General features: G+C 55.9%; 13 protein-coding genes. 6 read left to right on the top strand and 7 right to left on the bottom strand.

From position 1 onward, the window contains the following. Positions 1–9 precede the first annotated feature (9 nt). The gene (locus VWY34_RS02820; protein ID WP_416558525.1) at positions 10–2,031 is read right to left on the bottom strand and encodes a TonB-dependent receptor domain-containing protein; all 2,022 of its coding nucleotides are present in this window, start codon (positions 2,029–2,031) and stop codon (positions 10–12) included. Positions 2,032–2,309: 278 nt separating this feature from the next. Between VWY34_RS02820 and VWY34_RS02815 the strand changes: the two genes are divergently transcribed. From VWY34_RS02815 to VWY34_RS02800, 4 genes are read left to right on the top strand one after another with little or no spacing between them, the layout of a single operon-like run. Further along, entirely contained in the window at positions 2,310–3,362 is a 1,053-nt protein-coding gene (locus VWY34_RS02815) for a hemin-degrading factor (protein WP_416549012.1), read from the top strand. Then, positions 3,362–4,231 carry a heme/hemin ABC transporter substrate-binding protein gene (locus tag VWY34_RS02810; protein ID WP_416549013.1) on the top strand — a complete coding sequence of 290 codons (870 nt, stop codon included), beginning with the start codon at positions 3,362–3,364 and terminating at the stop codon, positions 4,229–4,231. The genes VWY34_RS02815 and VWY34_RS02810 overlap by 1 nt, the downstream gene beginning before the upstream one ends. 1 nt (position 4,232) lies before the next feature. After that, on the top strand, positions 4,233–5,318 hold the full coding sequence (locus VWY34_RS02805) for a FecCD family ABC transporter permease (RefSeq protein WP_416549014.1): 1,086 nt from the start codon (positions 4,233–4,235) through the stop codon (positions 5,316–5,318). A 12-nt stretch (positions 5,319–5,330) separates the two neighbouring features. Beyond that, the gene (locus VWY34_RS02800) at positions 5,331–6,107 is read left to right on the top strand and encodes a heme ABC transporter ATP-binding protein (protein WP_416549015.1); all 777 of its coding nucleotides are present in this window, start codon (positions 5,331–5,333) and stop codon (positions 6,105–6,107) included. A 513-nt stretch (positions 6,108–6,620) separates the two neighbouring features. Here the strand turns inward: VWY34_RS02800 and VWY34_RS02795 are convergent. Next, the gene (locus tag VWY34_RS02795) at positions 6,621–7,715 is read right to left on the bottom strand and encodes an ATP-binding protein (protein WP_416549016.1); all 1,095 of its coding nucleotides are present in this window, start codon (positions 7,713–7,715) and stop codon (positions 6,621–6,623) included. Positions 7,716–7,722: 7 nt separating this feature from the next. After that, positions 7,723–8,457, bottom strand: a complete 735-nt coding sequence (locus tag VWY34_RS02790) for an alpha/beta fold hydrolase (RefSeq protein WP_416558524.1) — start codon at positions 8,455–8,457, stop codon at positions 7,723–7,725. A 527-nt stretch (positions 8,458–8,984) separates the two neighbouring features. On the opposite strand from VWY34_RS02790, the gene VWY34_RS02785 reads away from it, so the two are divergent. Then, the gene (locus tag VWY34_RS02785; RefSeq protein ID WP_102891922.1) at positions 8,985–9,167 is read left to right on the top strand and encodes a hypothetical protein; all 183 of its coding nucleotides are present in this window, start codon (positions 8,985–8,987) and stop codon (positions 9,165–9,167) included. 395 nt (positions 9,168–9,562) lie between these two features. On the opposite strand, the gene VWY34_RS02780 is transcribed toward VWY34_RS02785, so the two are convergent. The 4 genes from VWY34_RS02780 to VWY34_RS02765 form a co-directional block, all read right to left on the bottom strand. Beyond that, positions 9,563–9,838, bottom strand: coding sequence for a hypothetical protein (locus VWY34_RS02780; RefSeq protein ID WP_014873323.1), 276 nt, complete (start codon positions 9,836–9,838; stop codon positions 9,563–9,565). A 415-nt stretch (positions 9,839–10,253) separates the two neighbouring features. Further along, a complete protein-coding gene (locus VWY34_RS02775) occupies positions 10,254–10,553 on the bottom strand; it encodes a DUF6966 domain-containing protein (protein ID WP_168155298.1) in 300 nt (99 codons plus the stop codon). Positions 10,554–10,983: 430 nt separating this feature from the next. Next, positions 10,984–11,379 carry a hypothetical protein gene (locus VWY34_RS02770; RefSeq protein ID WP_416549018.1) on the bottom strand — a complete coding sequence of 132 codons (396 nt, stop codon included), beginning with the start codon at positions 11,377–11,379 and terminating at the stop codon, positions 10,984–10,986. Between the two features lie 499 nt (positions 11,380–11,878). Beyond that, positions 11,879–12,007: a hypothetical protein gene (locus VWY34_RS02765; RefSeq protein WP_416549019.1), complete on the bottom strand. Its 129-nt coding sequence runs from the start codon at positions 12,005–12,007 to the stop codon at positions 11,879–11,881. A 129-nt stretch (positions 12,008–12,136) separates the two neighbouring features. On the opposite strand from VWY34_RS02765, the gene VWY34_RS02760 reads away from it, so the two are divergent. Then, positions 12,137–13,228, top strand: a 1,092-nt coding sequence (locus VWY34_RS02760) for a hypothetical protein (RefSeq protein ID WP_416549020.1), incomplete at its 3' end; no start/stop codon positions are given.

Here is a 13,228-nt window from a genome sequence, read left to right as displayed (position 1 = left end):
CCGTTGGGATCAGAAGGTTTTGGACGCGGTCAGCTTGAAATTTCGCCCGGCTGCGGCACGGGTCGAAAGCTGGGTCTGGTACTGTTTGTCAAAGGCGTTTTCGACGCCAAAGCGGATTTCGGTCCCTTCCAGCAAACCCCTCTGCGGGCGGTAGGTTGCGCGCAGGTTGTTGACCCCGTATCCGGCGATCGGACCACTGCCGTTGATGGCATTGGTGCTTTCGGCGGCAACAAGCTCCCAACTCAGGTCGAAGGTGTTATTGAAGCGCTTGCCCACTGTCAGAGATGCAGAACTCACGGGGGCAAAGGTATAGTCTTCCGTTGGTCGGTCCGGAAAAATCTGGTCGCCTTCACCAACCGTGCCGTTCAAATCGACGTAGAAGCCATTGGCCGCGCCATAGGAGGCCTCGACCTCGATGCCGGACGTCTCGATGTCAGTCAGAACACCGGGTCCCCCGCGCGCAAGACCCGCCATGCGGACGTCGCTCAGGCTGGTGTCATAGTAGTTGACCTTGAAGGCTAGCTGGTCACCGCTGGAAAACACATCGGTGTTCTGATACGAAAACCCGACTTCATAAGTGGTGCCCAATTCCGGCACCCATGTGCTTTGCGCCTTATCCAGACGGTCGATGATGGGGAAGACCTCGGTATAGGCAGCGCTGGCAAACACGGCAAAACCACTGTCGAACTGGTAGCGTGCTGACAGCCCCCCCATCAGCGCATCACTTTTGATTTGGCCGTTGTAGGGATCGGTGGCCCCGGGAGATACGATGTCTGTACCCTTCAGGTCCTGTGTTTCGTACCGCAGGGCTGGCGTCAGGGTGAAACGCTCACCAAACTGGATATCATCCACTGCAAACAGCGCCATTCGGCGATCGGTGCCCCCCGGTGCCGAATTAGCATCCAAGCGTTCCCGTTCACTGAATTCCAGCCCAAAGCGCAGCTCATGCGACGCGCCGCCGGTATCGAAATAGCTGGTATTCTTCAGTTGCAGCTTGGTGGTTTTATAGTTGTGATCCGCGTTCAGAAGATCTGACACTGAGGCGTCACACCCGGGAAAACCAGCGCAGCTGCCAGCAACGTAAGTGCTGTCGATATCCTGTTCCGCATAGGTCAACGTCGCCTCGAAATGGATGAGGTCGTTGTCAACCGCATCGAATTCGTAACGCAATCCGGCGGTCCGGCTATCTGTGATCCGATCCACATCGCCGAAGTAGAACCCACCACCGGAGGACGCGCCCAGAATGTCATAGGGCACGCTGTTGTCGTCCGAATGGGTAACATTATACCAGGCACTCAGGGCGTGTTCGCGGGAATCCCCGAACGTGTAGCGACCCTTCGCCAGATAGGAATAGTTACGGAAGCCACTATTTGCGGTTTCAACACCATTGCCATCGTCATAGGAATCATTGTCGCGGACTGTGTAGTTCAGGAGAAACTCCAGATCCTCTGTTGGTTGCACAGCCAGAATGGAAGATGAGGCCCATCCGGTACCGTTAGACTGTGCTTCCAGAGTTTGCCGGAAGCGCGTGCCAATTTCGCCACCGGTGAAGTCAGACGCATCCTTGGTTTCCAGCTGTACGACACCGCCGACAACGCCGGAACCATACTCATAGCTACCGACCGTTCCGCGGATGACCGAGATTTCCCTGTAGAGTGCGGGATCTGTGAATAGCTGGTTACCAATCCGATAGATCTCTTCGCCGCCAGTGGTCGCCCCATCAATGGTGATCAACACGCGCGGGTTGGATCCATAGGTCCCGTCAGCGCCAAAGCCACGGATCGAAATGCCGGAGGACTGCGGGGTCGTCCCGTTCACCAGCGTCACACCTGGTACGGATTCAACCAATTGGGCAATTGTTGCCGCTTGCCGATCGTCGATCTCCTCTTGGTTGATAACCGTAAGCGGCGTCCCGGTGTCGGTCTGCACCTCGCGCTTGCCTGCGCCCAACTCAATCGTTCCCAGAAAATCGCCGTCTTCAGCAATATCCTGTGCCGCCAAGCTGTTTGCGCTGGCTAGCAGGCCCAACACAGATACGGTGCTCAGCAACCGCCATCCCTTTTGGCATTTCCCCATCTCGCGTCCCTTCGCATTAGTCTAGTTCGGTGAACCAAATGCTTGCGGCGGGGCTGGCCTGGTTGTTTGTCTGGTAGATCTGGCAGAATCTTAAATTCCGCTTGTGTCTGTTATTAAAACTGATAAAAACAGTCAACAAATTTAATGCACCGTAAATTGCGGTGGCCAGCTCTCGTGCGGCTCGTGCCGCCACTGCCAGCCTCTTCTAGGACTTCTTAGTAGAAAGGGCTGCCATGACTGCCTCAACCATGACACCAGCAGCGATCCGTGCGGCGCGCGCAGAGTATGCAAACCTGAGAGATCGCGATTTTGCCGACAAATTCGGCATTGCCGAAGGCCAGCTGGTGGCGGCCTATGTCGGTGAAGGCGTCTCGCGCATTCAGGCCAGCCCGGATGAGATCATGCCGCGACTTGCGCCGATGGGTGAGGTCATGGCCCTGACCCGCAACCCATCCTGTGTGATCGAGAAAGTGGGCGTCTACGAAAACTATCATTCAGGCCAGCACGCATCGATGATCCTCAATAATGCAATCGATCTACGCTTCTTCCCCCGGCATTTCGTCTCGGCTTTTGCGGTGGAACGCGAAACGGACAAGGGCACCAAGCGGTCCATTCAGATCTTTGATGCAGCGGGCGACTCTGTTCATAAGGTGCATCTGCGCGAGACCTCGGATCTGGATGCCTGGAAACGGTTGGTTGAGGAGCTGAAACTGGAGCAACAGAGTCAGGAGCTGACCGTAGAGCCGCGCAAGCCGACGGAACCCGCAAAGGCAAACCCGGAGAAGGCAGACACCCTGCGCGCCGAATGGGCAAAGATGACGGATACCCATCAGTTCATGCGGCTGACATCTAAGCTGAAGATGAACCGGCTGGGCGCCTATCGCATTGCAGGGGAACCGCTGGCCCGCAAGCTTGACCCGGCTGAGGTCAACAAGATGTTGTTTGCGGTGCAGGATCAGGAACTCGACGTTATGTTCTTCGTCGGGAATATGGGATGTATCGAAATCCATGGCGGCCCGATCCGCAATCTGCGTGAAATGGGTCCATGGCAAAATGTCCTCGACCCCGGGTTTGATCTGCATCTGCGCATGGACCACATCGCTGAGGTTTGGGCGGTAACCAAGCCCACCCAGCGCGGGGACGCGGTGTCTGTCGAAGCCTTTGATGCCGAGGGCGGCATTATCTTTCAGGTCTTTGGTCGCCGGACCGAAGCCAAAGATCACCGGCCGGAATGGAATGCCATCGTTGAAAGCCTGACCTCCTTCGCTGTGAAAGAACCGGCGTGATGTCCGCATTCGGCCGTCTGTTCCTGGGGCTCAATCTGCTGATGGCAGGGCTGCTATTCGGCAGCATTGCCCTGGCGGAGGTGCCCAAACGCATCGTCTCCGTCGGTGGCTCGGTGACCGAGATCATCTACGCTCTTGGCCAGCAGGACCGGCTGATCGGCCGCGACCGGACCTCCTCCTACCCTGCGGCAGCATTGGCGTTGCCGGATATCGGATACGCGCGGGCGTTGTCGCCTGAAGGCGTGCTGTCGGTTGCCCCGGACATGATTATTGCGATCGAAGGCGCCGGTCCTCCCGAAACGCTGGACGTCCTCAAAAACGCTCAGGTTGATTATGTACCGGTACCGGAGGTCTTTTCCGCAGACGGCATCACAGAAAAAATTCGCATCGTTGGTGCGGCATTGGGCGAAGAGACCGAAGCCGAAGCATTGGCGCAGAAGGTTGAGCAAGACCTCAGATCCGCAGAAGCAGACGCCGCATCGGTTGCCGGGGAACATCCTAAAAAGGTGCTGTTCATTCTCTCGACACGGGGCGGCAGGATCATGGCGGGCGGCGCAAACTCGGCGGCTGATGGCATCATCCGAATGGCTGGCGCCATAAATGCGGTGACGGAATTCGACGGGTATAAGCCGATGACGGACGAAGCCATCGCGCAGGCTGCACCGGATGTGATCCTGATGATGGACCGCGGCGGCGACCATGGCATCGCGATCGACGCCTTGCTCGCGATGCCCTCCATCGCGCCGACCCCCGCAGCCCAGAACGCCATGGTGGTTCGCATGAACGGGTTACATCTGCTTGGCTTTGGGCCTCGCACCGCATCAGCAATCACTGAACTCAACCAGGCTCTCTACAGCGAGGCAGACTGACATGTCGCTTGCCGTAGATACACCTGACACCGGTGTCACCTCGGGGGGCGTTATCGACCGCCGGGCGCAGGCCCGGAGGCTGACCGTTTTTTTGGGTTTGCTGCTTGCGGTGATGTCCGTTTTGTCTTTGGCCTGGGGAGCGTCAGGCACGTCGCTCTGGGGGGCATTGCGCGACTTGGCTGCCGGCCGCGAACTGTCGCGGCTGGATCAGATTGTCCTGTTCGATATCCGTTTGCCGCGCCTGTTCTTGGGTATTCTGGTTGGATCCGCGCTCGCCGTTTCCGGCGCTGTGATGCAAGGGCTGTTTCGCAACCCTCTTGCGGATCCCGGGATTGTCGGTGTCAGCGCTGGCGCAGGGTTGGCCGCGATCTGTGCAATTGTACTGGGTGCATTTCTACCCGCCGTCCTGCGCGATACGATTGGCAGTTACCTTGTCCCCGTCGCCGCATTTGTTGGCGGCTGGGGGGTTACGCTTATTCTGTACCGTGTCTCGACACGCAGGGGACAGACCTCAGTCGCCACGATGTTGCTGGCAGGTATCGCTCTCGGCGCGCTTTCGGGGGCTCTGTCAGGGATTCTGGTCTACATCGCAGATGACAACCAACTGCGCGATCTTACCTTCTGGGGCATGGGATCGCTGGCTGGCGCAACCTGGTCAAAAGTTCTGGCGGCATCTCCAATCATTGGCTCCGCCCTACTGGCCCTGCCAGCCTTGTCGCGCGGACTGAACGCACTGGCGCTGGGAGAAGCGGCGGCGGGGCATATCGGCATTCCTGTGCAACGGGTCAAAAATATCGCAATCCTCATAGTCGCGAGCGCCACCGGAGCCTCCGTTGCGGTCTCCGGCGGCATCGGATTTATCGGCATCGTAGTCCCACACCTTTTGCGTTTAGCCAGCGGACCGGACCACCACAGCCTGCTGCCGAATGCCGCCCTCTTGGGCGCATCCCTACTGCTGGCGGCAGATATGATCTCGCGAGTGATTATTGCCCCGGCCGAACTTCCGATTGGCATTATCACAGCCGTACTCGGCGCCCCGGTGTTCCTGTGGATCCTGCTGCGCCGCTTCGGCAGCACCGGCCTTTGAGCGGAGAACCTGATGAAAGCTTTTGACATTACGGTCAAACTCGGTCGCCGTACGATTTTGCATAGCATCGACTTTGAAGCACATCCAGGTGAGGTGACCGCAATCGCAGGCCCAAACGGTTCCGGCAAAACCACCCTCCTGAGGGCAATGACCGGCGAGGTTCCCTTTACCGGCCAAGTTTTGATAAACGGCCAAGACACCGCAGCAATGAAACCTTGGGAATTGGCCGCGCTCAGGGCCGTCCAACCGCAATCCGCCGTAATCGCTTTTCCCTTCACAGTGGTCGAAATCGTACGGCTGGGGCTCTCTGCAGGTCTGGCAGCGGCGGATACGGAGTTACCGCTCAGGGCGCTGGAACAGGTCGATCTGGTCGGGTTTGCCAACCGGTTTTATCAGGATCTCTCCGGCGGTGAACAGCAGCGTGTACAGCTGGACCGAGTGATGACCCAAGTTTGGGAGCCGGTGGTACGGGGCGTCCCGCGTTGGCTTATTTTGGATGAACCCGTGGCCAGCCTTGATATCGGTCATCAGTTCACCGTGATGGATCTGGCACGTGACTATGCAGCGCGCGGCGGCGGTGTTGTAGCGGTGATGCACGATCTGAACCTGACCGCAATGTATGCCGACCAGATCACCCTGATCCATGCCGGACACGTCGCCGCCAAAGGCGCACCGCAGGAGGTTCTAACCAGCCAAATCTTGGAACGGGTCTACGGCTGCCCGGTCCCGGTCAACAGTTTGCCCACCTCCGGTGTTCCATTCCTTCTGCCACAGGCACGCCAAATCTGAACGGATGTAGTGAATTCTGGAGAGTTCGTTCAATTTTCACAGTAAGCCCGTCCCACAGCCGTCATTGCCCAGGGGGGGTGGCCTTTCCGTTGGCGAAGCACGTCAGTCACAGCCCAATTCGGACATTCGCACGAGGCCTGCGACGCCCTCGCTGCAGACGCGAAGGATCCCCGCCCGACAATTCCCGAGAGCGGACCTTCAGGCTAGCTCAGCTGGACAGGACGATGCTGCACCCCGCTCGAAGGTTAGAGATGCGCAGATAGCGCCAGCAAACTCGGCCGTTTGAAGCAGCCAAGTGAGGTTGTACGCTGCACCGCGGCCCGCCGTTCCGGTCGTTCGCTGCGACTGCGAGGTTTTGCAGCCGGTGAACTCACACTGTGCCGGACTTTGCTGCCATTTGGCTAACCAATACGAACGACTGCCATACGCAGAACCTAGCGAAGATGTCAGGCAGTTCCGCATTTGGCCGACTGAGTCTTTCACCGCATCAATCCTTTGGCGTGATCAATGGCTCTAGGTGTCTGGGCTGTATGGCATGCGGAATGAAAACTCCGTCGTTCCGCTGTCGCTGGCGACTTGCATTTCTCCCTCATGAGCTTTGGCGATTTCCGACACGATGAACAAGCCAAGACCCAATCCATGCTTCGAACTGGTCTTTGGTCGTTTGAACGGATCAAAAAGCTGCTCCATCATCTCAGGGGGAATAGGTTCTCCCTTGTTTGTGACGCTAATCGTAAGCGCGTCTTCCATACAAGAAACTCGAGCGGAGACAGGTTGCTCTGGGTCTCCGTGACACAAGGCGTTCGCCAATAGGTTCGACAAGAGTTGCCCAATCCTCCAGACATCACACGATGGTTTGTATTGCAAATCCATATCCAAATCGATTTTTCGGTCAGGATTTGCGGAAGAGAGTTCGTGAACGACAAGCTGAATTTGATCGCCAAGCCGAGCGGAACCGCTCAGGTCAAGTTCAAAACCTGCCCCGAGGCGCACACGTGCAAAGTCTAGGGTTGTGTCGGTCAGCCGAGACATTCGCTGGATCGAGTCTTCTGCGTGTGCTGCAATCAAGCGTTCCCTGTCACCGGTCGTTGATTTTGCCAGCATGCGTATCGCTGAACTGAGGGCGGCCAACGGATTACGTAAGTCATGACCAAGTATTGCGACGAACTGTTCGCGCAGTTCGCCTTCCTTTGCCTCGGTCGCCAGCTGCGCTTCCGCGGTCGCACGGGCCTCGGCAAGTTCGCGCTCATAATTGCGCCGACCACCGGCATTGAGGAGCACAAGCTGCGTGACAGCCGTCTCGCCGGTCCCACTTCGTTCACCGCTCAGAAGAATAGGCAGCTTAGTCCCGTCCCGACGCACAAGGTCGAGCGAGACGCCGTCGATTTTCTGGTTCATCTTCAGCAGCGGGGTCAAGCTCGTCTCAAAGACGATCCTGCTCGCCTTGGACAAGATTTCCCTCACGGGTGATCCCAGCAAATCAGCGCGTTCGCGATCCAACCAGTCTGCCAACCGTGCATTGATTTCTAAGATTTTTCCTCTGTCGTCGAATGCAACAAAACCACAAGGGGCGTTTTCGAAAGAAGCTATTTCTACCACCGCATCCATTGAACGCTCACAAAAACGCTCTCATGGAGGCAATGACTTCATCTGGTGCGCTCAGGTTTGGGCAATGGCCTGTCGCCCCAAGCATTGCTAGTGTGGCATCGGGAATTCTGTCACGAACATACATTCCGACCTTCTCGGATGCGATGATGTCTTCCTGACATTGCAGGACAAGTGTCCGCGCACCGATCTTTGGCAGATCATCGCGATTGTCAGACATGAATGTGGCACGTGCGAAATCGACAGCGATCTTTGGGTCCAACCGGCAGAAACTCTCGGTCAGTTCCTGTCCCAGTTCCGGACGCTCTGGCACGCCCATGATGGCCGGTGCCATCGCTTCTGACCAAGCCATGGGATTGGCTTCCAATGATGAAAGAAGATCGGCAATGTCGTCCTCTTCGAACCCGCCATAATAGTCCCCGTCGTTTGTGTACCTAGGGGACGGCCCCACCATGATCAGCTCCGAGAACAGTTCAGGCGCCCTGAGGGATGAAAGCGCGCCAATCATCGCGCTGACCGAATGCCCGACAAAGACGCCATCCTGAATACCAAAAGCTCTGGCCACCTCGACGACATCGTCCGCATAGCCGTCCAATGTCTCATACTTTTGAGCATCATACGCTGATTTATCAGAACCACCGGCTCCAACGTAGTCGAGCGTGACAACCCGAAAGTCCTTTTCAAACTGGGGTGCTACGTGCCGCCACATCGTATGGTCGCAGCCGAAACCGTGCGCGAAAAGCATGAATCTAGATCCTGCTCCTGAGATCATGACGTTGTTTCGGGCAATGGGATTCATAGTGGTCTGTCTTTGTTGCGAGCGTTTACGAATACTTTAGCCGTAGCAGAGTTGGTCAACAATAGTAGCCACCTCGTAACTATACTCACTGTATTTCTACACATAGCCGCCATCCATGCGGCGTCACAGCAGCGTGGTTGCAGCGAAACCTCACCGGCCCCTTCCCGACAGATGGCGCAATCAGCCCAAAGCGGCCGTATGCCTGGTGACCCGTTTGGCGGGCCAGCACATACAGGTTGGGCGAGCAAAACGGACTTTCGATGTGATCGCAAAAGCAGCGCCGTGCTTTCCAAGCCGGACCTTGGTGCATATCGCGCTGTCCTAGTCGGATTAGTTAGGAAGATGTCCACCAAGCATTCGATCTCCTGCCGGATACGCTCGCAGCGCTGTGCCAGATGGGCCGTACGGCTTTTGATAAGGAACTTTGCCTCTCGGAAAGCGTTGGTATATCAAAGCTGCTCAGGAGAGAAGAGATGTCGAACAAACACGCGAACAACGATCCCCAGAAGAATACAGGTGGCTGTCCGGGCATTAACCAAGATAACCCCAAGAACCTACGCCAGAACGCTAAGGATCATTGGAAAGATGTCACTGAGACCATGAACGAGGCACCGGCGGCCAGCCCGAATGCTGAAGAGCAGAGCCGTAAGAGCTGAAATCAAGGATGTCACAATCGCCTAATACGTCCCTGCCGGGCTCACTGCCGACTTGCGGCGATGCGGCGGCAGGGTTGCAGCGAAACTTCACCAGGACGCTTCTGCCAGACGACGCCAGGCAGCCCAAAGCGGACATTCGCACGAGGCCTGCGACGCCCTCGCTGCAGATGCGAAGGATCCCGCCAGACTTCCCGAGAGCCGACCTTCAGGCTAGCTCAGCTGGCCAAGACGATGCTGCACCCCGCTCGAAGGTTAGAGATGCGCAGATAGAGACCTTTGCAAAGTCGACGGATCTGGTGCCATGAGGAGCGATCAATGCCGCAGCCGCACGAGGAAAAGCTGACCTTCGCCGCGAGTGCAGCCGCCAACCATCATCGAATGGAAGGGGGGCGGACTTAGCTGCTGTCTGAAGTCAATTTGAAACTGAAATCCCGCTTTGCTTCCGACAGCGCCGTTCCATCTTCGAACGCTTGAAGTTCTTTTTTTGCGATCTCCAAAATCTCTTGCACACATGCGGCATCCAAAAACTCCGTGAACATTTGGAAACGCAGCTTTCTATCTGAATCTAGCCGCTCAACTATCACCAGGCATTCACCGTCTTCGCTGAGGACTTCGAGGATCAGAGAGTCGTTTTCTACATCTGAAGCAACCTGAGTCGTAAGTGTGTTCATGGATCCAGACTACCAAGTCGACGACCAGTAGCAACGGGCTTCGAGCTGACCTGCGGCGGTGCGGCAGGCGGTCTGCAGCAAGATCACCGAGCCCTCTAGGTATCCGAAGACAACAGGCAGCCCGAAGCGGCCGTAGACAAGGGATGCCGCACCAAGAATGCTGCCGGTGCGAAATTCTATGGTCAGTTTCCCAGAAGCGGACCCTCGGCAGAGCTAAGCTGCCTCACGGGATGCTGCGGGTTGCACCGGTGGCAGCGGAGCGCAGGAAAGCGACATTTGCAAAGTCGGCTAATCTGGGGGCATGACGAGCGATCAATGTCGCAGCCACACGAGGAAGAGCGGACCTTCGCCGCGAGTGCAGCCGCCAACCATCATCGAATGGAAGGGGGCGGACGAAGCAGTCGCTCCGGGATGTTTATTTCAAAGCTTGCGCCAGCTCGTATGCACGTGTTCGTTCTTCCGCAAGCTCGATGTTGGCGGAAGCCGGAGCATCAAGGATCAAGTCGCTTAAGCTTCCCATGCCACCAAATAATCCTTCAAATAATTGTACGTTGTAACCATCAGATTTTTCTGCGACTTGGCGCACTCGTGACAGTTTCTCTGCCCAAAACTCCTGATCGTGCTTTGCAAGAATGGCTTCCAGCTTTCGCAGGCTGGAAATAAATTCAAGTACGTCCGGATGAAGCGGTTTTGGGCCCATACCTTTCCATGTCACACGAAGAAATCAGGCGTGCAAGGCTTTCAAGCAGAAGAGAGTTTTGGCTCACTACCGACTTGCGGCGTTGCAGCACCAAAGTTGCAGTAGATCCCGTACCTACCCCTATCATGGGATCACCGCAGTCAGCCCAATTCGGACATTCGCACGAGGCCTGCGACGCCCTCGCTGCAGACGCGAAGGATCCCGCCAGACTTTCCCGAGAGCGGACCTTCAGGCTAGCTCAGCTGGCCAGGACAATGCTGCACCCCGCTCGAAGGTTAGAGATGCGCAGATAGCGACCTTTGCAAAGTCGGCGGATCTGGTGCCATGACGAGCGATCAATGCCGCAGCCGCACGAGGAAGAGCGGACCTTCGCCGCGAGTGCAGCCGCCAACCATCATCGAATGGAAGGGGGGCGGACTTTTCTGCTGTTCGGTGTTCAACCTTTCTACTCAAGAAACTCAACTTCGACATCTGTTACGATGTCGCTTTTGCTCAATATCTGGTCGCTCACGAAAGTGACCATCCATGTCCAATTTGAGGTGCGCTTCGGCCCAGGCATTCTTACACCCAAAGTGTCAAACCAAGTCTCCCGATGGATAAATGACCAACTGCAAACCAATCCGCTGCAAATAGCACCATCGTCTTCTAAGGTTCCGACTGCTTGTCGATCATCCTGTTCTTTTACCTGCAGAAAAACGGCATCTCGTAAGATTAGCTCGGGTGTGGTCGCACTTGAATTTGCCATCTGACGGCCAACATCTGTTCCGAGAATACCCGACGTGTCTGCACAAGCAGCTAGGAACGCTCCAGCAACGATCACAGTAATCACTTTGGTCTGCATGGCTCGCCTTTTTGCTCAATGAATGTTGCGGCAGCGTGACTTTTCTGGATAACAGTCTGCTTCGTTCATAGCCAGTTTGGATTTACTACTCAGTAGGTTTGGGCTCACTGCCGACTTGCGGCAATGCGGCGGCAGGGTTGCAGCGAAACTTCACCAGGACGCTTCTACCAGACGACGCCAGGCAGCCCAAACACGACATTCATGCAGGTCGCGGCGAAGGCACTGCTGCGAGCGCAAAGGGCTTCCCGTTAGCGGACTTTTAAGATTGCCCAGCTGGACCTGGGGATGCCGCTCTTTGCTTAGAAGTCAGCGAAGCGCAGAAAGTTGCCTCTGCAAAGTTGCGAACAGTATTTGCGCTTCGGAACCTGACCGGCCCAAAGCCGACATTGCAAAAAGTCGCGGCCTATGCCGACTTGGCTGCAAAAGCGGTCATGATCATCCTGCACCGCTTGCTGAGCCTAGGGGGGAATTGCAGTTGAAACCTGTTGGTTGAGGTGCTTCATTCGCGCAAAGCCAACACGGCGGCGAGCCACGCGGCGGTTGCCGCAAATAATGTGACATCCATACCTAACGCCACTGCTACCGACAACGAAGCGGCCACCAGTGACATTTTCTTACTACTTTGCATTTTGACAATCCTTCACCGAAGAGAGACTGTCGACCGGTCGACAAATTTGTTGCGCCACCTAAATTTATGGGGTTTCGCGCTAGCTCAGATGCGGAACACTAGCGCCAGACATGCGGAAAAAATGCGGTTATGAACGAAAACACATTTGGTGCCCTGCTGGGGCAGTTGATTTACGCCAAACGAAAAGCGCTTGGTTTGACGCAACTTCAGCTCGCTGAGGATGCTTTTGGGACAGCGGGAAAAACACGCCGAATTAGCGAACTTGAAAGCGGACAGGTTGCTAATCCTCACGCCAAGACAATCGACCCCATTATTATCACTCTGGGCATTAGTGAGGAGGAAGTGGAGAGATGTGCAAAAATAGCGTTGAGCGAACCAGATGCAAAGATCAATGCGGCTTATTCTGAAGCAGGTGAATTGCTCGACAAGTTGGCCGAGCAGTTCGACCACAGCAATCCGGATGCAAGTTTGTCTGAACTCGGTGAGTTTCTGGACGCAAAGGCCATGGAGTATGCCGATCTCAAAGAAAAGATTGGCGCGTTCGAAAGCACAGATCGCGAGATAGAGGCACTAAAAGAAGCCGCCTTGTCGGCTTTGGAGAAAGGCGATTATTCATCAGTTGATGACTTGCTTCGTCAGGCGGAAGAAGTTCAGCTCAAGTCAAAAACACTTGAACAAGTAGGCAAGCAAGCATTGTTACGTGTGTTGCGCGGTGATGCCCACTTTCTGTCGGGCAACCTACCTGAGTGCTTTGAAATGTACAAAGGTGCAGCTCTATATTTTGAGCCATTTGACGCTGGTGATATGCTAGCCACCTTCGAGGAATTGGCTCGCGTTGTGTATGAGACTGGCAGGCGTTCTCTAGAGCCGACTTATTGGATTGCGGAAAAGTTGCTGGAAGAGGCTCTTTTGCGAACTGATGCAGAAAAAGACCCCGCGGCGTTCGGTGGAGTTCACTATCGATTAAGTCTAATCCTTCGCAATCAACACCTTCAAGAGACAGAAGGTAATCAGGAGAGTACCCTTAAGAAAGCCACAGATCATGCACGATGTGCAGTCGTCGCCTTGTCCAAATCGGAACAGAAATTTGAGCTAGCGTCCTCGCAAATTTCCCTTGGGAATTGCTTGTCCGACACGGTACGACTGAAAAGCGATGCCGAAATTGGGCCCCAAGCAATAGGCGTTTTCGAAGAGGTGAAGAAAGTCATCTCTGCTGATAAT

The organism is Phaeobacter sp. JH20_02, from assembly GCF_048056915.1.
GTDB lineage: Bacteria > Pseudomonadota > Alphaproteobacteria > Rhodobacterales > Rhodobacteraceae > Phaeobacter > Phaeobacter bryozoorum.
The sequence above is the reverse complement of the archived record's forward strand: the minus strand, read 5'-3'. Positions and strand labels throughout refer to the sequence as shown.

Excerpts from the sequence above, each read along its gene's own strand:
- VWY34_RS02815 (WP_416549012.1), top strand. The coding sequence starts at position 2,310 with ATGACTGCCTCAACCATGACACCAGCAGCGATCCGTGCGGCGCGCGCA.
- VWY34_RS02810 (WP_416549013.1), top strand. The coding sequence starts at position 3,362 with ATGTCCGCATTCGGCCGTCTGTTCCTGGGGCTCAATCTGCTGATGGCA.
- VWY34_RS02805 (WP_416549014.1), top strand. The coding sequence starts at position 4,233 with ATGTCGCTTGCCGTAGATACACCTGACACCGGTGTCACCTCGGGGGGC.
- VWY34_RS02800 (WP_416549015.1), top strand. The coding sequence starts at position 5,331 with ATGAAAGCTTTTGACATTACGGTCAAACTCGGTCGCCGTACGATTTTG.
- VWY34_RS02795 (WP_416549016.1), bottom strand. The coding sequence starts at position 7,715 with ATGGATGCGGTGGTAGAAATAGCTTCTTTCGAAAACGCCCCTTGTGGT.
- VWY34_RS02790 (WP_416558524.1), bottom strand. The coding sequence starts at position 8,457 with ATGCTTTTCGCGCACGGTTTCGGCTGCGACCATACGATGTGGCGGCAC.
- VWY34_RS02785 (WP_102891922.1), top strand. The coding sequence starts at position 8,985 with ATGTCGAACAAACACGCGAACAACGATCCCCAGAAGAATACAGGTGGC.
- VWY34_RS02780 (WP_014873323.1), bottom strand. The coding sequence starts at position 9,838 with ATGAACACACTTACGACTCAGGTTGCTTCAGATGTAGAAAACGACTCT.
- VWY34_RS02770 (WP_416549018.1), bottom strand. The coding sequence starts at position 11,379 with ATGCAGACCAAAGTGATTACTGTGATCGTTGCTGGAGCGTTCCTAGCT.
- VWY34_RS02765 (WP_416549019.1), bottom strand. The coding sequence starts at position 12,007 with ATGCAAAGTAGTAAGAAAATGTCACTGGTGGCCGCTTCGTTGTCGGTA.